21 protein-coding genes and 1 pseudogene are annotated in these 25,369 nt (G+C 56.0%); 15 read left to right on the top strand and 7 right to left on the bottom strand.

The window, feature by feature from the left end; genetic code table 11:
* The first annotated feature begins 157 nt into the window (after window positions 1–157).
* The 5 genes from ACOQOY_RS14730 (at window position 158) to ACOQOY_RS14710 (ending at window position 6,704) form a co-directional block, all read left to right on the top strand.
* Window positions 158–748, top strand: a complete 591-nt coding sequence (locus ACOQOY_RS14730) for a hypothetical protein (protein WP_420586127.1) — start codon at window positions 158–160, stop codon at window positions 746–748.
* On the top strand, window positions 741–2,162 hold the full coding sequence (locus ACOQOY_RS14725) for an AMP-binding protein (protein WP_420586126.1): 1,422 nt from the start codon (window positions 741–743) through the stop codon (window positions 2,160–2,162). The genes ACOQOY_RS14730 and ACOQOY_RS14725 overlap by 8 nt, the downstream gene beginning before the upstream one ends.
* 169 nt (window positions 2,163–2,331) lie before the next feature.
* On the top strand, window positions 2,332–3,786 hold the full coding sequence (xrtT, locus tag ACOQOY_RS14720) for an exosortase T (RefSeq protein ID WP_420586125.1): 1,455 nt from the start codon (window positions 2,332–2,334) through the stop codon (window positions 3,784–3,786).
* Window positions 3,783–5,867 (top strand): VIT and vWA domain-containing protein, encoded by a 2,085-nt coding sequence (locus ACOQOY_RS14715; protein WP_420586124.1) that lies wholly within the window; start codon window positions 3,783–3,785, stop codon window positions 5,865–5,867. The genes xrtT and ACOQOY_RS14715 overlap by 4 nt, the downstream gene beginning before the upstream one ends.
* 153 nt (window positions 5,868–6,020) lie before the next feature.
* Window positions 6,021–6,704, top strand: coding sequence for a response regulator transcription factor (locus tag ACOQOY_RS14710; protein ID WP_420586123.1), 684 nt, complete (start codon window positions 6,021–6,023; stop codon window positions 6,702–6,704).
* Here ACOQOY_RS14710 and ACOQOY_RS14705 read toward each other — a convergent pair.
* Window positions 6,695–6,967: a hypothetical protein gene (locus ACOQOY_RS14705; RefSeq protein WP_420586122.1), complete on the bottom strand. Its 273-nt coding sequence runs from the start codon at window positions 6,965–6,967 to the stop codon at window positions 6,695–6,697. The genes ACOQOY_RS14710 and ACOQOY_RS14705 overlap by 10 nt on opposite strands.
* Window positions 6,968–7,132: 165 nt before the next feature.
* Here ACOQOY_RS14705 and ACOQOY_RS14700 point away from each other — a divergent pair, with 165 nt between their 5' ends.
* Together ACOQOY_RS14700 and qatD are read left to right on the top strand one after the other, a co-directional pair.
* Window positions 7,133–8,254 (top strand): ATP-binding protein, encoded by a 1,122-nt coding sequence (locus ACOQOY_RS14700; protein WP_420586121.1) that lies wholly within the window; start codon window positions 7,133–7,135, stop codon window positions 8,252–8,254.
* Between the two features lie 268 nt (window positions 8,255–8,522).
* Complete coding sequence (gene qatD, locus ACOQOY_RS14695; protein WP_420586120.1) at window positions 8,523–9,191, top strand: Qat anti-phage system TatD family nuclease QatD; 669 nt, start codon at window positions 8,523–8,525, stop codon at window positions 9,189–9,191.
* On the opposite strand, the gene ACOQOY_RS14690 is transcribed toward qatD, so the two are convergent.
* The 3 genes from ACOQOY_RS14690 to ACOQOY_RS14680 form a co-directional block, all read right to left on the bottom strand.
* On the bottom strand, window positions 9,072–9,431 hold the full coding sequence (locus tag ACOQOY_RS14690; protein ID WP_420587285.1) for a hypothetical protein: 360 nt from the start codon (window positions 9,429–9,431) through the stop codon (window positions 9,072–9,074). The two genes, qatD and ACOQOY_RS14690, sit on opposite strands and share 120 nt — an antisense overlap.
* A 78-nt stretch (window positions 9,432–9,509) precedes the next feature.
* Complete coding sequence (locus ACOQOY_RS14685) at window positions 9,510–10,895, bottom strand: IS1182 family transposase (protein ID WP_420584753.1); 1,386 nt, start codon at window positions 10,893–10,895, stop codon at window positions 9,510–9,512.
* A gap of 437 nt (window positions 10,896–11,332) precedes the next feature.
* Window positions 11,333–12,322 carry a LacI family DNA-binding transcriptional regulator gene (locus ACOQOY_RS14680; RefSeq protein ID WP_420586119.1) on the bottom strand — a complete coding sequence of 330 codons (990 nt, stop codon included), beginning with the start codon at window positions 12,320–12,322 and terminating at the stop codon, window positions 11,333–11,335.
* A gap of 256 nt (window positions 12,323–12,578) precedes the next feature.
* Here ACOQOY_RS14680 and ACOQOY_RS14675 point away from each other — a divergent pair, with 256 nt between their 5' ends.
* The 6 genes from ACOQOY_RS14675 to ACOQOY_RS14650 all read left to right on the top strand — a co-directional run bounded on the left by ACOQOY_RS14675 (window position 12,579) and on the right by ACOQOY_RS14650 (window position 18,059).
* On the top strand, window positions 12,579–13,883 hold the full coding sequence (locus ACOQOY_RS14675; RefSeq protein ID WP_420586118.1) for an extracellular solute-binding protein: 1,305 nt from the start codon (window positions 12,579–12,581) through the stop codon (window positions 13,881–13,883).
* 72 nt (window positions 13,884–13,955) lie between these two features.
* Window positions 13,956–14,837 (top strand): ABC transporter permease subunit, encoded by an 882-nt coding sequence (locus ACOQOY_RS14670; RefSeq protein WP_420586117.1) that lies wholly within the window; start codon window positions 13,956–13,958, stop codon window positions 14,835–14,837.
* A gap of 11 nt (window positions 14,838–14,848) precedes the next feature.
* Window positions 14,849–15,742: a sn-glycerol-3-phosphate ABC transporter permease UgpE gene (gene ugpE / locus ACOQOY_RS14665; protein WP_420586116.1), complete on the top strand. Its 894-nt coding sequence runs from the start codon at window positions 14,849–14,851 to the stop codon at window positions 15,740–15,742.
* 11 nt (window positions 15,743–15,753) lie between these two features.
* A complete protein-coding gene (locus ACOQOY_RS14660; RefSeq protein ID WP_420586115.1) occupies window positions 15,754–16,800 on the top strand; it encodes an ABC transporter ATP-binding protein in 1,047 nt (348 codons plus the stop codon).
* Complete coding sequence (locus tag ACOQOY_RS14655) at window positions 16,800–17,816, top strand: endonuclease/exonuclease/phosphatase family protein (RefSeq protein ID WP_420587251.1); 1,017 nt, start codon at window positions 16,800–16,802, stop codon at window positions 17,814–17,816. The genes ACOQOY_RS14660 and ACOQOY_RS14655 overlap by 1 nt, the downstream gene beginning before the upstream one ends.
* A gap of 48 nt (window positions 17,817–17,864) precedes the next feature.
* Window positions 17,865–18,059: a hypothetical protein gene (locus tag ACOQOY_RS14650; protein ID WP_420586114.1), complete on the top strand. Its 195-nt coding sequence runs from the start codon at window positions 17,865–17,867 to the stop codon at window positions 18,057–18,059.
* 123 nt (window positions 18,060–18,182) lie between these two features.
* Here the strand turns inward: ACOQOY_RS14650 and ACOQOY_RS14645 are convergent, their stop codons facing one another.
* Entirely contained in the window at window positions 18,183–19,130 is a 948-nt protein-coding gene (locus tag ACOQOY_RS14645) for a DMT family transporter (RefSeq protein ID WP_420587250.1), read from the bottom strand.
* Between the two features lie 400 nt (window positions 19,131–19,530).
* Here ACOQOY_RS14645 and ACOQOY_RS14640 point away from each other — a divergent pair.
* Window positions 19,531–20,265, top strand: a pseudogene (locus ACOQOY_RS14640) (IS5 family transposase).
* Between the two features lie 204 nt (window positions 20,266–20,469).
* Window positions 20,470–20,838, top strand: a complete 369-nt coding sequence (locus ACOQOY_RS14635) for a response regulator (protein WP_420586113.1) — start codon at window positions 20,470–20,472, stop codon at window positions 20,836–20,838.
* 11 nt (window positions 20,839–20,849) lie between these two features.
* On the opposite strand, the gene ACOQOY_RS14630 is transcribed toward ACOQOY_RS14635, so the two are convergent.
* Together ACOQOY_RS14630 and ACOQOY_RS14625 are read right to left on the bottom strand one after the other, a co-directional pair.
* Window positions 20,850–22,451 (bottom strand): adenylate/guanylate cyclase domain-containing protein, encoded by a 1,602-nt coding sequence (locus ACOQOY_RS14630; protein ID WP_420586112.1) that lies wholly within the window; start codon window positions 22,449–22,451, stop codon window positions 20,850–20,852.
* A 3-nt stretch (window positions 22,452–22,454) separates the two neighbouring features.
* A complete protein-coding gene (locus ACOQOY_RS14625; RefSeq protein ID WP_420586111.1) occupies window positions 22,455–25,055 on the bottom strand; it encodes a response regulator in 2,601 nt (866 codons plus the stop codon).
* Window positions 25,056–25,369: the final 314 nt, after the last annotated feature.

Genomic DNA, 25,369 nt, shown 5'->3' with positions numbered 1-25,369 from the left:
TCCTGTAAATCGCCCGAAGCCGGCCTCGAAATCCTGCGCAAAGGCATAGAGCGGGTGCAAGACGCGGGCCTCGACCGCATCATTGGACCTATGTCGGGCGATACCTGGCACAGTTACAGATTCGTCGCAGGACAGCGACGGGACCGCTCCGTTCCTGATGGAGCCCAGCAACAAACCTCATGCGCCCGACGTGTTCCGTTCGGCAGGTTTTGCCGAAATAAGCCGGTACTTTTCGGCCCGGGTGCTGCTGCAGGCCGCTGCCGGGTCGGCACCGCCGGAAACCGATGGTTTCGTTGTGGAAGAATGGGATGGAACAGACCCAGAAGCCCTGTTCCGTCAGGTCTTCGATCTTTCGACCCGGGCGTTCTCAAACAACGCGTTTTACAAGCCGATTTCCGAGGCAGATTTTCTGGCCATGTACATGCCGGTTGTGCCGATGATGAAGCCCGACCTGATCCTGTTTGCTCGCCGCCGTAACGGAACATTGGCCGGATTTCTGTTCGGCATTCCCAACTATGCCGAAGGCCCCAATCCGAGATCCGCAATCCTTAAGACCTATGCAAGTCTCGAACCGGGCGCTGGGCGGCATTTGGCCCACAGGTTTCACAAGACGGCACTCAGCATGGGGTACGACACGGCCATTCACGCGCTAATCCATGATGACAACAGATCGGCCGATCGGAGTGCTGCGGAAGGCGCGACGATTTTCCGGCGCTATGCCCTGCTTGGGCGCAAGCTGAATGGCTGATCTGCTGTCCCAATTCGCTGCTGCAGTTAAGCGGGCTCCGGACCGAACCGCCATCGTAGACGGCAAGGGTCGCCAAATCAGTTTTGAAGCCCTTCAATCGCGCGTTCAACAATTGGCGTGTCGGTGGCAGGAAAAGGGTGTCCAGCAAGGGGATCGTGTTTTGTTGGCGATGCCTGTCAACGCGGACCTCTATGCCAGTCTGGCCGCCCTGTGGTCGCTTGGTGCCACCGCTGTCTTGCCTGAACCGGCCATGGGACTGGCCGGTTTGCGCCATGCTATTCGGACCACAGAACCAAAGGCTTTTTGTTCGGCGGGCGCGTATGCTTTGCTGAAGTTTCTGATCGCAAGCCTTTGGACCCTGCCCCTGTTGACACCCGGAAAGAGCCACCGCAATCCGGCACTGCAAAAGGTGCAACCGGATGATATCGCCCTAATCTCCTTCACTTCCGGCACGACCGGTCAGCCCAAGGCTATTCCACGCTCGCACGCCTTTCTCATGGCGCAGTACGATGCCATCGCGTCCCTCCTCGACAGCGGCAAGTCCGAACGCGATCTGGTAGCCTTTCCGGTGTTCACCCTGATCAATCTGGCGGCCGGGCGTACAAGTGTTTTGCCCAACTGGCGGCTCAGCAAGCTGGAACGCCTGTCGCCCGCACAGTTGGAACGCTGGCTTCAGGCGCAAAAAATCACCCGGGCCCTGATCCCTCCATCGCTGTGTGAAAAACTGCTTCAATCCAACGACACCGGGCCGCTACACACGGTGTTCACCGGCGGCGGACCTGTGTTTCCGAACCTGGTGGAGGCGTTGAGAACCCGGCACAGACTTTCGGTTGTGTGCGTCTACGGATCGACCGAGGCTGAACCGATTGCCCATCTCGACGCCATGGACATCTCGGACGAGGATCACCGCGACATGGCTGCTGGAAGGGGTCTTCTCGTGGGCTATCCAGTGCCCGACATCATGCTCCGCATTCGCGACAATGAGATTCAAGTCGCTGGCGCACATGTGAATGAAGGGTATTTGAACCCAACTCACTCAAAGAAAAACAAAATCAAGGAAGGTGACGTCATTTGGCACCGGACTGGTGACGCTGGCATGCTGGATGCAGACGGGCGTTTGTGGCTTTGGGGACGGATCGGGTCCGAAATTGAAGTTGCTTCAGGTGTGCTTTTCCCCTTTGCGATTGAAGTCGCGGCCCAGCAATGGCCGGGCGTAGATCGCTGCGCGCTTGTCACAACGAAAGCAGGCCCCACTCTTTGCGTCCAAGGATCCTCGGATCACCTCGAGGAATGGAAAAAATCTGCGCTGGGTTTTGGCGTTCCAAATGTGATTTCGGTAGATAGTATCCCTATGGACAAGCGTCATGCCTCCAAAGTTGATCGCGCGAAACTTAAACGTATCTTAGAGACTTAACGCAATACGGCTCAAAAGCCGCTGAGCCGCCCCACCTGAGCGAGCCCATCGCTACGAGCAGTAAACAGAGGACCGAGAATAGCGACGAGGACCTCGGCTAAAAGTATCTCATCAAAATCTGCACATCTTGGGCAGCGGAAATGCGCATTCGCCGGTCACAACTGGCGGCATGAAACATTTGACCGCAGATACCCTGGCATGGTGCGCCTTTGCGATTGCTTCTGCAATTCTTGCCGCGCAGCCTTTACAATGGCTTGTTAGAAGCTGGCTCAGCCCGGCTTATGGATCGTACGGGTATGTTTATGTCCTGCTGATTTTAGGTTTGGCCGGTAGGAGCCTGCTGAGCGGCCGTCCGAGGGAAGCGGGCTCGCAGATGCCAGCGATTGCCTTGCTGCTGCTGGCAGCTTTGATCAGGTTCTTGGGGCAGGTTCTGGCGGTCAATATCCTCAGCGCCCTTGCACTTGCTTTGGATGTTTTTGCGTTGGTTGGGTTGTTGCAACTCAATCGACGTCCTTTTGCGCTTTTGCCAGTCTGGATGGCGGCACTGTTCCTGTTTTCGCTACCGACCGAGATGGTCTTACAGCGCACACTTGGATTTCCGTTGCAGATAGCTTCGGCGGAGCTGTCCTGTCGCTGGCTCGGCGCTCTATTCTCGAATGTCGTCTGCGACGGGGTGCGCATCACCTTGGAACAGAGGGACATTCTGGTGGACTTGCCATGCTCCGGAGCATCCGGGCTTTTGCTGTCGCTGGCCTTTGTAGTCACCCAAAACGCGGTCAGGCGCCCTCGATGGTATGTCGGCGGCCTCAGCGTTTTGGCCGTGATCGGATGTGCCACCTTGGGCAATAGCCTGCGCATTTCGCTTCTGGCGATCGGGCTCGCACATGATCTCGATGTGATGGCCGAGCCTTGGCACAGCCTTGTTGGTTTGGCGACACTTGGCCTGACGGTTGCGCCCTTTGCGCTGTTCTATCGACCCCGCAATGCGGTTCCGCGTGCAGGTTTCCCACAGTCCAGCCGGATCATCCTGCCGAACCCCATCAAGGCGCTGGCCGGGATTGCTTGCCTGATCGGCAGCATTGCCATCGTATCCCTCAAGGCAAATCCGGTGGATGTATCTGGTCATGTGGTAACGCCAAACCTGCCCACACAAATCCACGGGCATCTTGCGCAACACGTGCCTCTGACCGCGATGGAGGCACATTATTTCGAAGCCTATGGCGGTCAGGCGCAAAAAGCGCAGTTCGGCCCCCTGGGGCTGAACGTGGTCAGCACGCGCGCGCCACTACGGCATCTGCATGCCCCCGAGATCTGTCTGCGCGGCCTCGGCTACAAGGTTCGCTTTTTGGGCACACGCTACGACGGTGTTCCTAGCGCCTACTACCGGGCCACCGGCCCTGATGGGGATCAATGGCTGGTTGCGGTTAGCTACGTCTCACAAAGCGGGCATGTCACACCCAGCGTCGGTGAAGCGATCTGGCGCTGGCTGAACGGCTCCGGCGGCACCTGGAGCAGCGTCCAAAGGATCACCCCTTGGACCATGGACCCCGCGCTACGCACGCAACTCGACGCTGCCACGATTGCAGCTCTGGACATTCAAACCATCAAAGGAACGGATATATGATACGCCGCTTTGCTTTTCTCTTCCTGCTATTGCCAGTGACGGTGCACGCCCAACCAGAAGACGACGTTGCGGGTCGATTGGTCGGCAGCGGAGCAGCCGGGCAAATGGACCTGCCACTGCTCAAATCGGACCTTTCCGTTGATATTCAGGGCGATATGGCAACCGTTCAAGTGCGGCAGGTATTCGTAAACCCGTCGGACGATCCGATGTCGGCAGAATATCTGTTCCCTCTCAACCAAAAGGCCGCCGTCTACGCGATGCAGATGCAAGTGGGCGACGAAGTGGTTGAGGCACAGATTCAACAAAAGCACGAGGCTGAACAAACCTTTGAAACTGCAAAGCAAGAGGGCAAGGCCGCAGCCCTGCTGACCCAGCATCGCCCCAACATGTTCACGCAGAATGTCGCCAATCTGATGCCGGGGCAGTCGATTACGGTGACGCTTAGCTATGTGCAGGCAGTCCCAAAGATCGATGACGCCTATGAGCTGGTGTTGCCGCTGATCGTCGGGCCGCACTATCAGGGCACTGTGGATTTCGATCAAGCGTCTGGAGACGTCGTGCTGGCGGATTTCACCGAAGAAGACCAGGCCCCCGCAACCGTAAGCCAGATAGATGACTGGCAGGTCTCCGAATTGCCGAACTACCCGCCGGTCCCGCGCCTGACGAACCCCGATACTATTGAGCCCGCACGGGTCTCGCTGGATTTGAACCTGCGCGCCGGTGTTCCCGTTTCCAATCTGACAAGTGCAACGCATGACCTGCAAGTCCGGCGGTCGGATGGCACGGTCAGTGCCACCTTTCAGGACGGACGGGTGATCGACAACCGCGATCTTGTGCTGCGCTATGAACTTGGCAGCGATCAAACGACGGCCGGAGTTCTGGCCCACCATGACGAGAGGGGTGGCTTTGTATCTTTGCTGGTCGAGCCGCCAAAAATCCCGCAGCTGGATCAGATCACCGCACGGGAACTGGTCTTTGTGCTGGACACGTCAGGATCGATGGGCGGCGCACCCCTGGATGCCAGCAAACGGTTTATGGAAACCGCTTTGAAGGGTCTGCGCCCCGAGGATTATTTCCGCGTAATCCGGTTTTCTTCGGGCGCGTCCGAATTCGCATCCCAAGCCGTTCCTGCCACGCGCGGCAACATCCGATCCGGTTTGCGCTATGTGCACAACCTTCGGGCCGGGGGTGGAACCGAGATCGACAATGCAATCCGTCACGCCTTTGCAACGCCGCAACCGACGAACACGCTGCGCATCGTCGTTTTCCTCAGCGATGGCTATATCGGGCGTGAAGCGGATGTCTTGCGCACGGTCCGTCGGCAAATCGGTGACGCGCGCATCTATGCATTTGGCGTGGGCACTGCGGTAAATCGCTATCTTCTGGACGCGATGGCCGAAGAAGGCCGCGGCTATGCCCGCTACGTTGACCCAACTCAGCGCGCCTCGGATGTGGCCGACACGCTCGCCCGAGAGCTCAAATCACCAGTATTGACGGACATATCCATTGATTGGGGTGGGCTGAGCGTCAGCGAAGTGGTGCCCCGACATATTCCCGACCTGTTCGACGGCGGTTCAATCCGGGTTCTGGCCCGGTACGAAGGAGGCGGTCCGAGCAATATCACGATCAACGGTCTGGTTCAGGGTGGAAAAGCACAGATGCCGCTGTCGCCAACCCTGCCCACCGGCCCCACATCCGAAGACGATGCGGATCAGGGCGCTGCGATCCCACTGACCTGGGCGCTCACCAAGATTGCGGATCTGGACCGCGCCATGGCGGTGCAGACCAGTGATCCTAACGAGCTTGAGGCGCAGATCACCGATCTCGGGTTGAAGTTCAATCTTCAAACGCAGTTCACCTCTTTTGTTGCTGTGTCCAAAATGGCCGTCAACACCGGCGAAGTGCCAAAGGGCACCGCACCGGTGGCCTTGCCGCAAGTTGCGGGCGTAGGCGCCGGGGCCTACCCCCGAACCGCGTTCAGTGGATCGTCCACACCCGAGCCTCAAACTATTTTTGGGCTGATAATTCTGGCGGCTTTGGGCGCGCTGCGTCTGACCCGAGGTCGGAGGGTTGCGGCATGAGAAACATACCCTACAAACTGCGCACAGATGCCTGGTGGCTGGGGGATGACTTCACGTGGCACAAACCACGGGTGCAAGCTCCACTTGACCCGGCCAATGGCAGTATGATCTCTGATCGTGACTTCGGTGAAACTTCGATGGCGGACGCATATCGTGAACAACATTCTGATCGTAGATGATGATGCCCGTATCCGCGATGTCGTCCGCTTTGCGCTGGAAGATTCCGGCTTTCAAACAACCGAAGCAGGCACCGGTCAGGAGGCGTTGGACCTGTTTTGCAAATCACCGGCCGACTTGATTGTTCTGGATATCGGAATGCCCGAAATGGATGGGTTGGAAGCTTGCAAAGAGCTGCGGAAAAGTTCAGCCGTGCCGATCCTGTTTCTAACCGCAAGGGATGATGAGATCGACCGCATCCTTGGATTTCAGCTTGGCGGCGATGACTATGTCACCAAGCCGTTCAGCCCGCGTGAACTGGTCCTTCGGATCAAGGCCATTCTCGCCCGCTCGGCAGACATAAAGTCGCCGGACGAGATAACGCTTGTTCAGGATTTGCGGCTGGACCATAGCGCGCATCGCTGCACCCTTGCCGGGGCCGAGATTCAGCTGACCGGGATCGAATTCTCGGTGCTGTCGATCCTGGCCAAGGCACCAAGTAGGGTCTACGGGCGGGCGCAGCTAATCGAATTGGTCTATGGTCACAACACCTATCTGTCTGGTCGTACGGTCGACAGCCACATTCGCAATATCCGTCAAAAGGCCCGCGCGGCGGGCTATCCCGACCTCATTCAAACCGTGCACGGGGTTGGCGTAAAACTGGGCGTTTGTCAGTGTTGACCATCAAGCAAAAATGGCGGCCGTCTCTTGCGCTGGTAATTTCGTTGGTTTGCATCGCTTTGGTAACGCTTCCAATCATCGGCGTACTGGGCGCCCGCCTTTCCAGCAACCAGTTCGCGCGTGAAACGGAACGCAGTCTGCTGTCTCAGGCGGTTATCTTTGCCGAGGTCTATGCTGCGGCTTTCTCCGAACTCCAATCCGCGCCGGGTATTGGCCACAGCTTGTCCACCGAGCAGATCAAACGCCTTAGACAGGATTTTCATCCCATCTCACCCAGTTTGGATCTGCTTCGCGCCAAGGTATCCCCGCCCCGCCCCGACCCGGTTTCAATTGATGTACCTTTGGATGCGCCTTATGAGGCGATTTCTGAAACGTTGTCACAGCTGGCAAGTTCGGCAAAGAAGACGACTCTGTCGGGATATGTCTTCATGGACCATTCAGGCCGGATCATTGCCAGCAGCGGATCGGTCAGCGGGTCTTTTCTACATGTACCAGAAGTATCTAAAGCCCTGCAGGGACAAACCGCTTCAGTGCTGCGGCATCGGGATGATCCTTCCAGGCGGCACCTTCTGAACTCAATCAGCCGAGACACATCATACCGCGTGTTCGTCGCCCATCCGGTGGTGTTGGACGATAGGGTCATCGGCGCCGTTTACCTGTCGCGCACACCCATGGATCTAAGGAAATTTCTGTTTCAGGAACGGTTTACGCTGGGCTCTGTCGCAGTATTCATGTTGGTTTCCGCCATTGGGCTCGGTTGGATGATGTGGCGACTGATCTCGAAGCCAATCCACGACCTCAGCAGCCAGAGCCGGGATGTCGCAAGCGGATTGAAACCAACCCCCGATCCCGTGCGGCACTATGGCGTGCAGGAACTGGCCGACTTGGGCAACAACGTCGTCTCGATGGCTGCGACCTTATCGGAGCGGTCTACCGCGATCGAAACCTATACGAGCCATGTCACACATGAGCTGAAGTCCCCGGTCACCGCAATTCTCGGTGCGGCAGAGCTGCTGTCGGACGGGCCTTCAGCTGTGTCCGGAGTGCGTAATCAGAAACTGGTTCAAAACATTCAGGAAGAAGGTTTGCGCATGAACACTTTGCTGGTTCGTCTTCGCGAACTGGCTCGGGCCAGCGTTCAGACCGACCCGACCCCAACGTCGCTGGCGGATATTGTCCAAGCTGCGTCGGCTGAGTTTTCAGAACAAGTTGTCGAACTGCACGCGCCGTCAGATACGCATCTGCCCATGTCCAAAGATCAGGGGCATATTGTGCTGCATCATCTTCTGCAAAACGCGTTCCAGCACGACGCAACGCGTGTCGACATAACGTATGATGCGGCTTCGAACAGCTTGGTTGTCTCTGACGACGGCACGGGAATATCCTTGCGCAACAAAGCTCGCATCACCGACCCATTCTTCACGACCAGACGGGATCAAGGCGGTACTGGCTTGGGTTTATCCATTGTTGCCGCTGTATTGAAACAAGCGGGTGCAATGATCGAAGCAATGACCCCAGAACACGGTGCCAGTTTTCGGATCAGGTTTTGAGCCTTTGTTGAGGTTACTAAGTACAGGCAAGTTTGAGACGATGCCGGCTTTCACAACTTGTTGCACGCTCAATTTTTGGCAAATCGAATGACAGGATTTTACCCAGACTGAAATTTCTGCACCAGTAGCTGCTGAAATCGCACTAACTCCAGTCAAACTTGCACAACCTTCAGAAAAATTCGCACCGACCAGAAAATAACAAATTGATTTTACATCTTAAAAACGTAGCTTCTCATGGCAATGTTCGATCCGCGAAAGGCGCATCTCTATGGTTTGCTACTGCTGCACGAAAGGCTGGGTTAACAGGCAAAAAGCCTTCCCGCGCAACCTAGAACGTGCGCGTAAGAGCAAGTTCGTCCGCGTGGCCCTTGGGTTGCACCCACAACTTGTCGCTGACCGTGCCCCAGAGGTCTCGATTTTCGAAGAACTTCTACCGGATATCAAGTATATCGGTGAGATCGGTTTAGACGCGTACCCCCGGTTCTATCGTTCTTTCGACAAGCAGAACGAGGTTTTCGAGAGCGTTCTGCGAGCCTGCTCACGCGTCGGCAACAAAGTGTTGAGCGTCCACAGTGCGCACGCAGCCAAACATGTTCTCGACATGATCGAGACTTGCTTGCACCCGGACCGTGGACGTGTCGTGCTACACCGGTTCACCGGCAGCCCGGGCGAGGCACGGCGCGCCGTAGGAATGGGGTGTTACTTTTCGGTCAACGAGAGGATGTTCAACTCACCCAAGTTTGAGGCCCTACTCCAGGTGATACTGTCCGATCGCATTTTGACAGAGACAGACGGACCCTTCGTCGTACGGAATGGTTCACCAGTTGCCCCCGGTGAAGTGACAAAGGTTTTGGCACGGCTCGCCAAGCACGAACGAGTTGAAGAACACGAGATTGAAAGGCGCGTCCAAGCCAACTTCGCTTACCTTGTGAAGTGAGATCCAGACGTTCTTCCAGGTGATGGTTAGGTTGATTTCCGTCTTGCGCTGACCAGTGAAGAGGCTTTGCTGCGCGCTTATGAAGGCTTGGCTTACTTCGATGAGTCGATTCCAATTGGCCGAAACAAATGTCCGCAATGCGGGCTGCGACTGCAACGTCTTGGCCAGTCGGTGAATGGCAGGTTTGGACCGTGAAAAACGGGGAAGGGACTCATATTGCGCCAGTTCCGAAGTCTGCAAATAGCCGATTCTGTGGAAAAACAACGTGTTGTTGGTGCAGAAAGAGGGTGTGTGAATGCGGCGCGAGTGTCTTTCTGATCAGGCTTTGCGTGTTTGCTGCGGTGCAGGAAAGATCTTTGCCAGTTTGCGAAGGTTCTGGGCGGTTGCGGCGAGGAGGAATTCGTCATTTGCACCACATGGGCCACGTAATCGGAGGCGGCCCAACCCGAGAATGCGCTTGAGGTGTGCAAAGAGCATCTCGACCTTCTTCCTGAGTTTCATTGAGATCTCATATTGGCGTGTTTTGGCGATCTCGCGAGCGACCTGGCGAGCGTCTTCGTGCTCTTCGCGGGTGATTTTGCGCGCTTCGGCATTAGGGCAGCATTTGGCTTTTGATGGACAGGCCTCGCAAACGTCTTTCAGGGCGCGGTAGCGGGCCGTGCCCTTGCCAGTTGGCCCTCGGTTTGGGTCAGAATAGTTGCGGCGGAACTGCTTGAGTTCCTGGCCCTCAGGGCAAATGTACTGATCGTTCCCGGCGTCCCATTCGAAGTCCGCACGGGTCCAGGTTCCGTCGTAGCGCCCGGACTTATCGAAGACCGGAATGTGCGGGGCGATCTTGCGACCGACCAACCAGCCCAAGAGCGGCCCGGCGTCATAGGCGGTGTCCGCGATCAGGCGCTCCGGATGTAGATCGAACTTCGCTTTCACGCGGTCCAGCATCGTCTTGGTCGATCCGACCTCTGCTTGCCGGATTGATCTGGGGCCTTCCACGTCGACTATCACCCCATGGTCGGTGTCGATCAGGTAGTTGTCGGAATAGCTGAAGAAAGCAGGACCTTTGCGTGTTGCCGTCCATTGGCTGGCAGGATCAGAATGCGAGGTGAACTTGGGCTGCACCTTACTCGCAGCTCCGAAAGCCGCCTCATCCAGAGTGTCGAGATATTCGCGGACCGCGCGAGGCGCATCTTCTGGATCGATGGTTGATGCATCCCATTCTTCCTTTGGCGTTGAGTTCTGTTTGTTTGCATCGGCCTCAATCAGGCTGGCATCTACTGCCATGCACTGGCCGCTGACGAGACCTTCTTCGATGCACCGCGCGACAGTCGTCTCGAACAGATGACGCAGAAGTTCGCTCTCGCGGAAGCGTCCATGCCGGTTCTTGGAGAAGGTCGAGTGATCCGGGATACGCTCATTCAGATCGAGGCGGCAGAACCATCGATATGCCAGGTTCAGATGCACCTCTTCGCACAGACGGCGTTCTGACCGAATGCCGAAGCAATAGCCGACCAGCAGCATCCAGATCAGCAGTTCAGGATCAACCGATGGACGACCGGTGTGGCTGTAGAAATCCGCGAGATGCGCTCGAATGCTGCTCAGATCAACAAAGCGATCAATAGATCGAAGCAAGTGATCGTTGGGAATGTGGTTCTCCAATGAGAACTCATAGAACAGCGACGATTGCGCTTCCTGCCTCGGTCCCATCATCGCCAATCCTCCCGCCCATTAGAAGAATTGAATCAGCAGTTCAAACACCGATCAAGGAAGAGTTTTTCAACAAAATAAGCCCAAAGGCGACTTAGGTGATAAGCGCAGCATTTGTCGTTTTGGGCGAAATCAGCCAGTTGCTGCCTTCAACGATAGTAATTGGTAAAAGCTTGGAAGCGGACGCTCGCTGCATGTGCGATGGTTCAATACTTGTATGGCAATAAATCGAAAGTTCATAGGGTTTGATCTTAGTTCGCTATGCCAGACCAATGCTCTTTGGTGGTGACTCAAAATCATGGGTCACAGGCAAATGATTTTCTTCTGCGCGACAACAAAAGACACGACGATACTGTTTGCTCAGTTCTGCCGAACCAGAGCAATCGTTTTGCGTGGGACCAACGAAAGATCAAAGTCCCTTTTGCGGCGCGGTGGTAGTATCAATGCGTTCCACGAGGTACGAAAAACGGATCGATCAGAAGGGTTTCACTGTCCTTGGCAGGTTCCGCCAATCGCCGCTCGAGCAGCCAGATCACGTGCTCGACTGACAAATCAATAGGGTTGTTCACCGTGCTCAGATTGAAAGTGGGCCATCGGGCCATTTCAATGTCGTCGAAACCGACGATCGACATGTCAACAGGAACATCCAAACCCAGTTCGCGCGCGGCAGTCAAAGCACCGATCGCGCTGGCGTCATTGGCGCAGATAAGTGCGTCCAGATTGTTCGCTTTAAACAGTTTCATCGACGCGCGGTAACCCGCCTCAACCGTGAATTCCCCGGTCTCTTCAGCAACCAGTGAAAGCCCGGCCTGATCCAGCGTACTGATTACCCCGGACCTGCGGTCCGCGGATGAGGCGAAGCTTGGCGCACCAGTTATAAAGCCGAACCGCTTGCGGCCACGCTCTAGCAGAACTTTCGTGGCTTTCCGAGTTCCGTCGGCATTCTTGCAGCACACATTGTCGACCCCCGGCGCATCCACGATACGACCGGAAGAAATCATTGGCACACCGAACTTACTGCACTGTGTCACCAGCGCCCGGGGCATGCTCCCTCCGCGCAGAATCAGTGCGTCTAAAGGGTAGCGTAAAACCTGATCAATGGCCGCTTCGGCGCTGGAATCGCCACCGTCAATCAGAATCGGCCACTTGTTCAACGCGTTTAGTCGCCCCACCAACCGGTTCACAAATTCAGAGTCGTAGGTGCTGCGCATGTTGCCGACAAAGACCGCAACCAGATGCGAACGCCCGCCTTTCAGCCCCGCCGCAAGGGCGTTTGGTTGATAGCCCATTCGCTCGGCTAACTCGTGGATTTTTCTGCGCTTTTTGGCATCCAGATAGGTTCCGGGTGTAAAGGCTCGCGACACCGCGGACCGAGAAACGCCCGCCGCCTCGGCAACCGCCTGCGCCGTCACCCGGCGCGGCCTCTTCAAAGGTTTTCCATTATCATCAACCACACCCAAGCTGTCCTCTGGTTTGGTGGAATTTGTCAATATTACTAGAAATCTTTCATCGAACTGTCATACGTTAACATTATGTGGTCACGTGTGCAGAATCCAGACACGACCCACATCGCAGGGCGGAGGGCTGCACGTCGAACAGCGTGCAGAGAAACCTGCACACCAACTTGGCAATTTTTGCCGCCGGTCTCTTTGCTGCGAGGGGCCGACACCGAACCGGAGGATCGAAATGACCAATCTGAAGTTTTGCGCAAAGGCGGCCGCGCTCGCGTTTACTGCGTCTGCTGCCTTTGCAGAAACCGAAATCACGTGGTGGCACGCCCATGGCGGACAATTGGGAGAAACCGTCAACAAGGTTGCCGAGAAATTCAACGCGTCGCAGGACGAGTACAAAATCACTCCGATCTACAAGGGCAGCTACGAAGAAACGCTGACCGCTGGTATCGCGGCTTTCCGCGCCGGCGAGCAGCCGAACATCATGCAGGTGTTTGACGCCGGTGCCGCCACCGTGATCGCCGCCAAGGGCGCGACCGTTCCGGTTCAGGACCTGCTGGCCGACAACGGTGTTGACTTTGACATCAACGACTACATCGCAGGCGTCCGTTATTTCTATGCCGACAGCGATGGCAAGATGATCGGTATGCCGTTCAACTCGTCGACGCCGATCCTGTATTATAACGTCGATGCGCTGGAAGCTGCGGGCGTGACCCCGCCGAAAACCTGGGAAGAGTTCCAGTCGACCACTGCTCCGGCGCTGAAAGAGGCGGGCTATATCCCGCTCAGCCAGTCGCATCTGCCGTGGATTTTCACCGAGAACTTCATGTCGCGCCACAACCTGCCGTTTGCGACCAACAACAACGGCTATGACGGCATGGATACCGAAATCCTGGTCAACAACGACGCGATCAAGGCCCACTTTACCGCTGTAAGCGATTGGAAAGAAAACGGTCTGTTCGAATGGTACGGTACCGGCTGGGGCGACAACGCCAAGCCGTTCGAAGAAGGTAAGGTTGCCATGTGGCTGGGCTCGTCCGGTTCCTTCGGCGGCCTGCTGCAAAAAGACCTGGGCTTTGAATTCAGTGCGGTCGAGCTGCCCTATTGGGAAGCTGTGACACCTGAGCCGACCCAGACCTTCATCGGCGGTGCTGCGCTGTTTGCGATGGCGGGCAAATCGGATGATGAGAACAAGGCGACTGCTGAGTTCTTCCGCTTCCTGACCGCGCCGGAAACCCAGTATTTCTGGCACCAGGAAACCGGTTACGTGCCAATCACCGAGGCCGCTTATGACGTTGCCAAGAAAGACGGTCATTATGATCGCTTCCCGGCCGCAGAAGTTGGTGTGAACCAGTTGCAGGCCAAAGCTGGCGACAACACCAAGGGTTATCGCATGGGCTTCTACGTTCAAATCCGCGACATCATGAACCGTGAATATGGCCGTATCCTGACCGGTGAAACCGACGTGGAAACCGCGTTTAAAAATATCGAAGAGGAAGCCAACGAACTGCTGGCCCGCTTTGCAAAGACTCAGGGCTAAACCCTGGGATCACCCCCAGCATGGTCGCACCTTCGCGGTGCGGCCATCGCCTTTTACTGAAACGGACAGGTTATGAAACGCGTGGGCTTCGACACTATCTGGCTTCCTGTGGCGCTGTTGCTACCACAGCTTATGATCATCGCCATATTCTTTTACTGGCCCGCGGGTTGGGCGCTGCAATCATCGTTTTACCTTCAGGACCCGTTCGGCTTTGGCTCGACCTTTGTCGGAGGGGACAACTACACCTCTTTGCTGGACAACAATCAGTACAAGCGCATTGCTTGGTTCACGATTGTGTTCTCGGTCCTCGTTACCTTTTTCTCGCTGGCTATCGCGCTGCTGCTGGCGGTTAAAGCCGACAAGGTGATCCGCGGGGCCAAGTCTTATCGCACGCTGCTGATGTGGGTCTATGCCATCGCGCCGCCTGTCGCAGGGTTCCTCGGCATCCTGTTCTTTGACCAGAGCACCGGCCCGATGACCAAGTTCTTTCAGATGTTTGGTTGGGATTTCAAACTGGGCGTGGATTACAACGCCACCGCCACCGCCATGATCATCGTATCCGTCTGGAAGCAGATCCCGGTGAACTTCATCTTTTTCCTGTCAGGCCTGCAATCCATCCCGCGTTCGGTACGCGAGGCGGCGATGATCGACAACCGATCTGCCACAGGACGGTTCTGGCAAGTTACCTTTCCGCTGCTGGCCCCGACCGCCTTCTTCTTGCTGATCATCAATATCACCTACGCGCTGTTCGATACGTTCGGCATCATCGACGCGCTGATGAAGGGTGAACCCGGCAACAACCCGATGACTCTGGTCTACAAAGTTTATCTGGATGGCTTCCGGGGCAATGATCTGGGCGGCTCGTCAGCGCAATCCGTGGTGCTGATGGTGCTTGTTCTGATCCTAACCGTCTTTCAATTCCGGCTGGTTGAACGCCGGATTCACTATACCTGAGGGGGCTTGTCATGGCTGAAACAACGCTTGAAACACCCGTTGAGACCCAACGCCCCCGTCGCATTCGCTGGGAGACGATTGGAGACCACTTTGTCCTGATCCTTGGCTCGCTGCTGATGATCCTGCCGCCCCTGCTGGCGCTGACTACCGCCAGTCATGATGCAGTGACGATCCACCGCGAGGGGCTGCAACTGACGCTGGGCGACGATCTGGGCAAGAACTTCAACGCCGCCATGTTCGAAAAGGGTGGGTTCACCCAGACGGTGGACGGCACGCTGATGCTGATGAATTCTTTCATTCTGGGCATTGGCTTTGCGGTGGGTAAGATCATCATCTCGATGATGGCGGCCTATGCGATTGTCTATTTCCGCCTTCGCTTTGCCACGCTGGCCTTCTGGATGATCTTCACCACTCTGCTGCTGCCGCTTGAAGTGCGTATTTTGCCCTCTTACGAAGCGATTCAAAAGCTGGGCCTGACCAACACTTACACCGGCCTAATCGTTCCGCTGATTGCTTCGGCGACTGGCACATTCTTTTTTCGGCAGTTCTTTATGTCGGTCCCTGAAGAGCTGGCCGAGGCTGCCCGGATCGACGGTGCAGGCCCGTGGAAGTTCTTCATCGACATCCTCGTCCCGCTCAGCCGGACGATGATCGCGGCGATCTTCATCATCATGTTCGTCTTTGGCTGGAACCAATATCTGTGGCCAACCCTGATCACCACGGATGAAAGCTTTTTCACGCTGGTCCGGGGCATCAAGCAGATCGTGCTGTCCTATACCGACAGCCAGATCCCCGAACACGGGCAGGCCTTGGCGCTGGCCATCGTTGCGATGATCCCGCCTGTGGCAATCGTCATCTTTTTCCAGAACTGGTTCGTCAAGGGCCTCACAGAATCCGACAAATAAGGAATACGCGCATGGCTCAGGTTTCATTAGAGGGCATCCGCAAGGTCTATCCCAACGGCTTTCAGGCGGTTGAGGCGACCAGCTTCACCATTCAGGATGGCGAGTTTGTCGTTCTGGTCGGCCCCTCGGGCTGCGGTAAGTCCACATTGCTGCGGATGATCGCGGGGCTGGAGGACATCACGGAAGGCACGCTGAAGATCGGCGACCGGGTGGTGAACGACGTGGACCCCGCAGATCGGGACATCGCGATGGTGTTCCAGAACTACGCTCTGTATCCGCACATGACGGTGCGCAAGAACATCGGCTACGGGCTGAAGAACCGCGGCACCCCGGCCTCCGAGATTGCGGCCAAGGTGGAAGACGCCGCCAAGATGCTGAACCTGACCGAGTATCTGGACCGTAAACCGGCGCAACTGTCCGGCGGTCAGCGTCAGCGCGTCGCCATGGGTCGTGCAGTGGTGCGCGACCCGGCCTTGTTCCTGTTCGACGAGCCATTGTCGAACCTCGATGCCAAGCTGCGCAACCAGATGCGGATTGAAATCAAGGCCCTGCAACGCCGCCTCGGCACAACGGCGGTCTACGTGACCCACGATCAGGTCGAGGCGATGACAATGGCCGACCGCATCATTGTTCTGAACGCGGGCATGATCGAACAGATCGGCACCCCGTCTGAAATCTATCACAGCCCGGCCTCGACCTTTGTCGCCTCATTTATGGGTGCGCCACCGATGAACCTGATTGAGGCGCAGGTGGACACGCAACAAGTCAGCATCAACGGCTATGACGGGCTGATGCCTGCTCCAGGTTCCTATACTGGCCCGGTCACGATGGGCATCCGGCCAGAGGATGTTGAACTGGATGAGCGCGGCAAGGTTCCGTTCCGCGTCGACATCCTTGAGGAACTTGGCGCACATCGCCTGTTGCACGGAGCAATTGCGGATCAGCCCTTTACGGTGATGGTCGGCAAGGATCACCCGGCTCAGACGGGTGAGACACGCATCACACTCAAACCCGAGGCCCTTCGTCTGTTTGACGTGAAAACGGGAAAAGTGCTTTGATCACAGAAACTTTGAACGTCCTGCCCGCAGTAACGCCTGGCCAGCGGCAGGCAATCCTGTCCGCGCCGCGCACCTCTGAGGAGCATCGCAGGCTGATGTCCGACCTGCCTGCCATGAATGTCTTGCAACTGGGCGGCACTGGCACATCTGACCAATTGCAGGCGCAGCTTACAGTCGCGGCTTGGAATGTCGAACGCTGTTTGTTTCCGGAAGACACCGCCGCCCATTTAAACCAGATCGCTCCCGATATCGTCCTGTTGTCCGAGGTGGATCACGGCATGGCGCGTACCGCGCAGCGCCACACCACCGAAGAAATGGCCAGCGCTTTGGGCATGGTCTACGCCTTTGGGGTCGAGTTTCATGAGCTTGATCTGGGCGGCCCGACAGAAAGGGCCTATTGCACGAGTGATTTCAACGAATGTGGTTGGCACGGCAACGCTATCCTGTCCTCGGTTCCATTTGAGCGCACGGCTTTGATCCGGCTGGACGATCACGGCCATTGGTTTGCTGCCGAAACCGGTGCCGCCGACCCCGATCAGCCCAGGGTCGGGGGGCGAATGGCCATTGCTGCGGTGGTTCCGACCGCTGAAGGCTCGATTTGCGTGGTCTCTACGCACTTGGAGAGTAATGCCGATGCTGCCCACCGGCACCGCCAATTTGAGCTGTTGCTACAAGGCGTTGACAAATTTGCGCCCGGAGTGCCGACCCTGATTGGCGGAGACCTCAACACCGGCAATCACATTCCTCCGGATTTCGACTGGCGACAGGAAACCTTGTTCAAATTGGCTGAAACCCACGGTTATTCATGGGACTTCACAGCCCCTGGCGCAACCACGCGTCCCAGCCTGATCACACCGCATCCCGAACGCACAATGAAACTGGATTGGATCGCGGGCAGAGATCTTATTCCAGTCGAATCTGGGATATTGTCGTCAAATTCAGCGGTGGGCACGCCATTGTCAGACCATGATTGTGTCTGGAGCACGCTCAGGATTCTAGACGACAATCAATCGTGAATACAAAGCCCAGAATGAGCGAAGAGGCTTTGTCTTGCTAGAATTTTCTTGAAAAAGGGCGCCAGCGAGCTTGATCAATTCGCGGTGCGCTTCGCTCATGTTTCTGACTTAGGTTCGTTCAATGATCCATCAGGTGCGATCAAAGTTGACGTATTTGCTGATGCACAAAACAGCGCCGACGGCAGCCGCTTCCCAGGTAAGCAACCTTTTCGTCAGCTTCTCGGTTTTTGTTCATCTGGATAATCAATTGGTCATAGGCTCCCGCCCTCCGACAAAGAGCTCGTTGTGAAGGGCAGGTTCGGTGGGCAGCGCCGTGGCATCTTCTAGGCAGATCGAAGGCCCGGTATGGGCCGAGAGCGTGTAGCCTTAGATTGGAGGTACGGCACGCATGGCGACCAACTGTCTGGCCGCGACCCTTTCGCGATGTATCATATACAGCCCCGCACTAATGATGATGGCAATACCAAGCAGGCTAAGCGTGTTCGGGAAGTCGTTGAAGACAAGATAGCCGAACAAGGTCGCGACCGGCAGCTCAAAATACTGCAGAGGTGCCAGCGTGACGGAAGGCGCAAAAGACAACGCATAGGTCATCATCATGTGGCTCACCGTCGCAAAAAAGCCAGCGCCTAAAAGCCACAACAACGCGATATCTGTCGGCCAAACGGGATCAAACAAATCAGAGCCGGAACCTTGGGCAACAATTAGAGCTGGAATGCAAAACAGGCTGGCGATCAGGCCGGTGTGGAATTGCAGGGTCACAGGGTGCACCCGACGCGACAATCCCCGGGTCAACAGAATGTAGAAAGCGAAGGCAATTGCCGTGCCAAGCGGAATAATGGCAACCGAGCCGAAAGCTGCAAAACTGGGCTGGATGACGAACAACACCCCGACAAACCCCACAAGCGCCGCGCCAACGCGACGCGGGCCGACGTCTTCACCAAGATAGAACTTGCCGACCAACAAGACGATGAAAGGGGCAACGAACACGATTGCCAGCGCATCGGCAAGGGGCATCACCCGGATTGCGGCAATGAAGCAAAATGTTGCGAACACCAACAGCAATGAGCGGAAAACCAGCACCATCACCTGATCTTTCGCCACGCGCACCGACAGACCCATTATCCAGATGAAAGGCGCCATTAGCGCGCATTGCACCACAAACCGGGCAGCCGTAATCTGCCCAACCGGCACGCTGGTCGACGCGAGTTTCGCAGACACGTCTAGCAAAGGAGCGGTTAGGCAAAACCCCAGCATCAGCGCAACGCCGGCAAGGGTGCGATCCGGAGATTGAGGTATGGGTTCAGCAGAGGTCATCGTTTCATTTAGAGATGTCGCCAAATGCGTGTCTGTTCTCAATACGACCACACACAAAAATCCCGCAATGCACGAGTTCGGGTTGAATTGGATATAGCGCTCGCGGCGAATGTCTCCTCTGACGGGCCGCATCAGGGGGCCGGGCCAATGGGCAGCTAAGGGCCGATGAGCGTAGCGAAGGTTCATTACTGACGGAAATTATGACAAGTTTGCCGTATCGGAGCCGCGAAGTTCAGCCGACAAAAATCGTCCTCGATAACCTGATCGACTAAAGTTCTTTTCTAGAAGAGATACATTTGTGAAAACACTCAAAGTCGATCCCTCTAGGTTCTGGACCCATTAATTTGGTTGCCGTCATCTCGGCTGCGTGATTCAAACCCCTGAGTTTCAGGGGTATAACATGAGTAATCTATTCTGGCTGACCGACGAGCAGATGGTGCGGCTTCAGTCTTACTTTCCAAACAGCCATGGCAAGCCGAGAGTTGATGATAGTCGTGTACTGAGCGGGATTATTTTCATCAACCGCAAAGGGTTACGTTGGTCCGATGCGCCGCGTGAATATGGACCACCAAAGACACTGTACAACCGTTGGAAGCGGTGGAGCGATATGGGTGTATTCGCTCGGATCATGACCGGGCTGGCTGCTGAAGGCACGGATCACAAGACGATCATGATTGACGCAACATATCTCAAAGCGCACCGCACGGCCTCCAGCCTGCGGTTGAAAAAGGGGGGCGCGGCAGGCTGATCGGGCGTACCAAGGGTGGCATGAATACGAAAATGCACGCTGTTGCTGACAGCTTCGGACGCCCCATCCGCTTCTTCATATCCGCGGGCCAGGTCAGCGATTACACGGGAGCTAAGGCTCTGGTGAACAGTCTGCCATCGGCGGACTGGCTACTGAGAGATCGAGGCTATGACGCAGACTGGTTCCGCGAAGCCCCTGATGACAGGGGAATTAGGCCCTGCATCCCAGGCCGACAATCACACGACAAGCCTGTCCGGTACCACAAGCGCCGCTATCATGTTCGGTCGCCTGAAGGACTGGCGGCGGATTGCCACCCGATATGACAGATGCCCAAAGGTATTCCTTTCGGCCATCGCTTTAGCAGCTACCGTGCTGTTCTGGCTGTAAATCAATGAGTCTGGAGCCTAGCAAAAGGTGGGTAGGTCGACTCGAGTCGGCTAAATACTCATTGCGTGGTATGGAATTGATGCGAGAGTGCACCGACCAGTAAAGATTGCACGATCTGGCAGCAGAGCACGGCCTTCGAATACAAGTTTCGATGCTTCTTGAGCCAATCGGTGTTCATAATGCGCATAGGCGCAAGGGGGAGTTTTGACGAAAGTTCTGTTGGTGGAAGACAATGAGATGAACAGCGATATGCTGTCGCGCCGGTTGGAACGCAAGGGCTTTAACGTTGTCGTTGCGAAGGATGGGCTGGAAGGCGTGTCAATGGCTGGAGAAGAACGTCCAGACATCATTTTGATGGATATGAGCCTGCCCGAGATTGATGGATGGGAGGCTACACGGCGTATCAAGGCAGCGCCCGAGACGGCCTCGATCCCGGTCGTGGCCCTGACCGCGCATGCGATGGCAAGTGATCGGGAAAAGGCGCTGGAAGCAGGTTGCGACGACTTCGATACCAAACCCGTTGAGCTGAGCCGTTTGCTGGAAAAGATGAGGAACCTTCTGCCTGCGACCTGAGGAAGAACCGCTCAATCCGCGGCCGTTTTGCGTCGGGTGACATAGTAGGTACTAACCTGACCCTTGCCTTTCACCCTTGTTTCGACGGATTCAGAGATATCGAAGCGATGTTCGACCCGTCTGGCAGTGGCCTCGGAAATCTGTACCCGGCCTGGTGTACCGGATGATTCAAGGCGGCTGGCAAAATTAACGGTATCCCCCCAGACATCGTAAAGAAAACGGTGCGACCCGATGATTCCGGCAACCACCGGTCCCGTATGCACGCCGACCCTGATATGCATTGGGTGGTCCATTTCAAAGTTCAGCGCCTCGACCTGATCGAGCATCCGAAGAGCCATCTCGACGATCACCTCGGCATGATCTTCACGACCATCCGGCACTCCGGCGGCAACCATATACGCATCGCCAATCGTCTTTATCTTTTCAACGCCAAGTTCCGTCGCCATTTTGTCGAACCCCGAGAAAATCCGGTTCAGATAGGAAACCACCTGTGCCGGGGCCAGTCTGGCCGACATCTCGGTGAAGCCGACGATATCGGAAAAGAGGACTGTAACATCATTGTGGCGATCAGCGATTGTAGCCTCGCCGTCGTTAAGGCGCGTCACGATCTGTTGCGGCAGGATGCTGAGCAGAAGGTCTTTGTATTTTTGCTTTTCCGCTTCCATCATCTCAAGGTACTGGCGTTCGCGCTTTCGCCAGCGGTTTTTCTCCAGCGCCGCGCTGATCCGGGCTTTTAACAGGATCGGGTTGAAGGGCTTGGGCAGGTAGTCCTCGGCACCGGCTTCGATGCAGCGCGCGACGCTTTCGATCTCATCAAGGGCAGAAATCATAATGACGGGGATATCATGAAGGGAGTCATCTTGTTTCAACCGCACCAAGACCTCAAAACCGTTGATATTCGGCATCATCAAATCAAGCAGAACCAGATCGAACGGCTGGCAAGACATTTTCTCCAGAGCGGAATAGCCGCCGTCGGCGGTCCAGACGCGATGCCCGTCCAGCTTTAACCGGCGGGCCAGCAAGTCCCGGTTGGCTTCGGCATCATCGACGACAAGGATATCACCGGTTGATCCGGATGTATCGGCGATTGAAGTCAGGGGCTGCATACTCCGGGCCAGATTGGCGAACATCGCGGCCGTTTCGTGTGGTGGTTCAGAGACATTGAGAGCATCACCGGACAAACCCGAGAGTGTGCCGATACGTTGTAGCAAGGTCTCGGTGTGGTCCAAGAGCCCAAGCAAGTCCGGCTCAAGATGTTCTGCGTCCAGGTCCGGCAGATCCTCGAGCATCATTTCGCTGTAGCCTTTGATCGCGTTCATCGGTGTACGCAGGTCATGGCGAAGCCGTTTCACGCCTTCATCGCCGCTGACCGTCAGCTTCGTCGCCATCTCAGGGTGCAAAAGCTGATCCACCAAGGCCTTCAGTTCCGTTGTCGCCTGAGAAATCCGGTCCAGATCCGAGACAGCCTCATCCAGATTCAGCCGCCTGGATTCGCTTTGAAGCAACTCACAAAATCCGACAATGGCGCTGACCGGAGAGATGAGGTTCTGACGCAAATTGGCCAGCCACACTGCCTGTGTGTTTTGTGCTTCGTTTTCTGGGCTGCCATTCAAAACTTAAGTTTCCTTTGCAGGGGCAGGCCGGTGTTTGACCAGAATGTCGTTCAACTGGTTGAGGATGGTTTCAATTTCATCCCCGTCTTTGCTGATCAGTGTCTCGACCGAGCCGCTCAATCGCGCGCGATCTTCGTTTGACAGGGTCTTCGCGGTGACAACGATGACAGGTATGTCTTTCCAGTCCGGGTTCTTCCTCATCCCCGCCAGAAATTCAAAACCGTCCATCTCGGGCATCATGAGATCCAGCAAAATGACGTCCGGTACGGATGCAGAAAGATGTTGAAGGGCGTCCAGCCCGTTGACGGCCTGCTCGATCTGCCAGCCTTCTTTGCCCAGAACGCGGCAGATCATTTCGCGGGTTACGGCCTCGTCTTCGACGATAAGAGCGCGGGGCGCCAGAAGCGGCGGGCAATGCTCTTTCAGCGCGTTCAGAAGTGCGACCGTGTCGATGGGTTTTCCCAGATATTCGCTGGCACCCAGCGACAACCCGCGCGTGCGGTCCTCTGCGAATGTCAGCATGATTACCGGGATGTCCGCCATGTCCGGATCGTCTTTCAGCTTGGACAACACCGCCCAGCCGTCAATCTCGGGCATGAATACGTCCAAGGTGATGGCGTCAGGCCTGAATTTGCGCGCCAGTTCCAGTGCTTCGTCACCCTTGCTCGAGGCAAGAACGCGGTATCCTTCCCTTCGTAGCCGCCGCCCCAAAAGGTCATGCACCGTCGGGTCGTCATCGACCAGCAGAACCAGTGGCGCGTTTGAACCGCTGTCCGGATCGTCCGCGGGCTCCCCTCTTTCGCTCAGCGGGTCTGCCGACGGATCTCTGCAGACGCTTGGAAGACGAATTGTGAAAGTTGACCCGTCGCCGAGAGTACTGGCGCAGTGAATGTCACCCCCCAGCTGTTCACAGAAGACCTTGGTGATCGACAGCCCTAGACCGGTACCACCATAGTTGCGGGTAGTGGAGGAATCTGCCTGAGTGAACGCCTCGAAAACTTTGTCGACTTGTTCGGGCGACATGCCGATGCCTTGATCGGCGACTGAAAATTCCAGCTGATCCTGTTCCTTCGATCTTAGGACGGACAGCGTGATTGTAGCGTTTTCGGTGAACTTGCAGGCGTTGGACAAAAGGTTGAGCAATGCTTGTCTCACCTTGGTCAGATCGCAAACCATATCCCCGATGTTCTCGGCGCACACAATCTTCAGAGTATTGTTATTTCTTTCGGCCAGCGGTCGCACCGTTGTTCCGACATCTTTGATCATTTGAAAGACATCGAATGCTTCCAGATTGAACTCCATCTTTCCGGCTTCGATTTTGGACAAATCCAGAATGTCGTTAATCAGGGCAAGCAGGTGCTTCCCGGCAGATTGGATTTTTTGAAGATCGCTCAGGTTCGTCTCATCATTCTGGTCGATGGCTTCCTCAAGCATCAACTCGCTGTACCCGATGATCGCGTTTAGTGGCGTGCGGAGTTCGTGGCTCATATTGGCAAGAAATGTGCTCTTGGTCTTATTCGCAGCTTCAGCATTGTCTTTTGCCACGCGCAGTTCGCTTTCCACCTGCTTTTGGGCGGTAATGTCCCGACCGTAGATATTCGCATAGCCGCCCTCCGGTACCGGCCATAGTAAAAGGGCATAGATCAGACCACCTGCCTCGTATTCGAAGTCTTGCCGTTGATCCTCGTGCAAACCTTTAGTGACCCTTTTGCGCCAACCCGTTCCGACGCGGTCGCCAACCTTCAGTTGCAGCGCTTCAATCAGCGGAGTGCTTGCCTTGTTGGCGTATATCAATTTGCCCTGATCAGTGATGCGCAAGACCGGGTTAGGGTTCTCTTCAGGAATGCGCGCCAGTTCTCGCATCCGCTTTTCTGCTTGCTTCAGCTGCGTAACGTCCCGCCCGTACAAATTGACATGTTTGGCATCCGGCACCGGCCAGAGCAGTAACGAATAGACCATACCGCCAGCATGGCATTCAAAATCCTGCCGTTCGTTCTCTTCAAGCCCTTTCCTGACGCGTGCCAGCCATTCTTTTGTAACGGCTGCACCGACTTTCAGGTTCAACGCTTTCAACATCGGGTCACTGGCTTTATTCGCAAAAAGCAGCTTTCCATCGCTGCTGATGCACATAACCGGATTGGGGTTTTCTTCTGGGATCTGAGCAAGCTCGGCATTGCGGGCTTCGACCTTCTTCAGTTCGGTCACATCGCTGTAGATCGCAACGGTTCCGTTATCACTGGTCTTCCGCTCGCTGATCTTGATCCAGCCCCCGGATGTCCGGCTTTGCATCTGGGTGCCTTCCGGATTGTCGTGGCGTATTAGTCGCTGCGCCAACCATTCTTCTTCACGTCCGACCGCATCTGCGATCACGTTGAGCGACAGTGCTTTGCGAACGACCTGTTCGAATGTCATCCCCGGTTTCACCAGATCTTCGTGCCCCGGATACAGCATCTTGCGATACGTCTCGTTCGCCAGAACCAGACGATCATCGGAATCGTAGAGGGCAAAGCCTTCCGGTATTGTGTTTATTGCATCGACGATCCGGTCCAGCGCCTGGTTCGTTCCAACCGGTTTTGACACATGGTGATCGTCGGATTGGTTCATTTCGTACTCTCCATCTGGTGAGACCGACACGTCGGTAAGCCACTGTTTTCAGTTGAATTGAAATGCGGGGCCAAAACAAGGTTGTTTCGACCCGCCTGCGTGTGCCGTTGGGTTGATGTTGACGGAGCCGTTATTATGCCAGGCCCCCTGAGGCCAGCGGTGCAATTGTGGCGAATGTCCGGAATACAGTCACGATAGGAGATGCAAATCAACCTGCTCAAAGGCGGCTATGGGCCGGACTGACCGTACCCAGGTCGTATAACGCATGGATGCTGCGCCGTCTCCGAGGTCCGTAGTGAGCCCAGAGCTACCGA

It is taken from the genome of Ruegeria sp. (genome assembly GCF_965221235.1).
GTDB lineage: Bacteria > Pseudomonadota > Alphaproteobacteria > Rhodobacterales > Rhodobacteraceae > Ruegeria.
The sequence above is the reverse complement of the archived record's forward strand: the minus strand, read 5'-3'. Positions and strand labels throughout refer to the sequence as shown.

Bases quoted from the DNA above. Each gene is read 5' to 3' on its own strand.
- ACOQOY_RS14645 (WP_420587250.1), bottom strand. From the start codon at position 19,130: ATGACCTCTGCTGAACCCATACCTCAATCTCCGGATCGCACCCTTGCC.
- xrtT (WP_420586125.1), top strand. From the start codon at position 2,332: ATGAAACATTTGACCGCAGATACCCTGGCATGGTGCGCCTTTGCGATT.
- ACOQOY_RS14725 (WP_420586126.1), top strand. From the start codon at position 741: ATGGCTGATCTGCTGTCCCAATTCGCTGCTGCAGTTAAGCGGGCTCCG.
- ugpE (WP_420586116.1), top strand. From the start codon at position 14,849: ATGGCTGAAACAACGCTTGAAACACCCGTTGAGACCCAACGCCCCCGT.
- ACOQOY_RS14685 (WP_420584753.1), bottom strand. From the start codon at position 10,895: ATGATGGGACCGAGGCAGGAAGCGCAATCGTCGCTGTTCTATGAGTTC.
- ACOQOY_RS14715 (WP_420586124.1), top strand. From the start codon at position 3,783: ATGATACGCCGCTTTGCTTTTCTCTTCCTGCTATTGCCAGTGACGGTG.
- ACOQOY_RS14660 (WP_420586115.1), top strand. From the start codon at position 15,754: ATGGCTCAGGTTTCATTAGAGGGCATCCGCAAGGTCTATCCCAACGGC.
- ACOQOY_RS14670 (WP_420586117.1), top strand. From the start codon at position 13,956: ATGAAACGCGTGGGCTTCGACACTATCTGGCTTCCTGTGGCGCTGTTG.
- ACOQOY_RS14700 (WP_420586121.1), top strand. From the start codon at position 7,133: ATGGACCATTCAGGCCGGATCATTGCCAGCAGCGGATCGGTCAGCGGG.
- ACOQOY_RS14625 (WP_420586111.1), bottom strand. From the start codon at position 25,055: ATGAACCAATCCGACGATCACCATGTGTCAAAACCGGTTGGAACGAAC.
- ACOQOY_RS14705 (WP_420586122.1), bottom strand. From the start codon at position 6,967: ATGAAAATCCTGTCTAAGGCGTTTGATCTGCTCGGTGGACAAGCTGTG.
- qatD (WP_420586120.1), top strand. From the start codon at position 8,523: ATGGTTTGCTACTGCTGCACGAAAGGCTGGGTTAACAGGCAAAAAGCC.
- ACOQOY_RS14730 (WP_420586127.1), top strand. From the start codon at position 158: ATGGAGCCCAGCAACAAACCTCATGCGCCCGACGTGTTCCGTTCGGCA.
- ACOQOY_RS14675 (WP_420586118.1), top strand. From the start codon at position 12,579: ATGACCAATCTGAAGTTTTGCGCAAAGGCGGCCGCGCTCGCGTTTACT.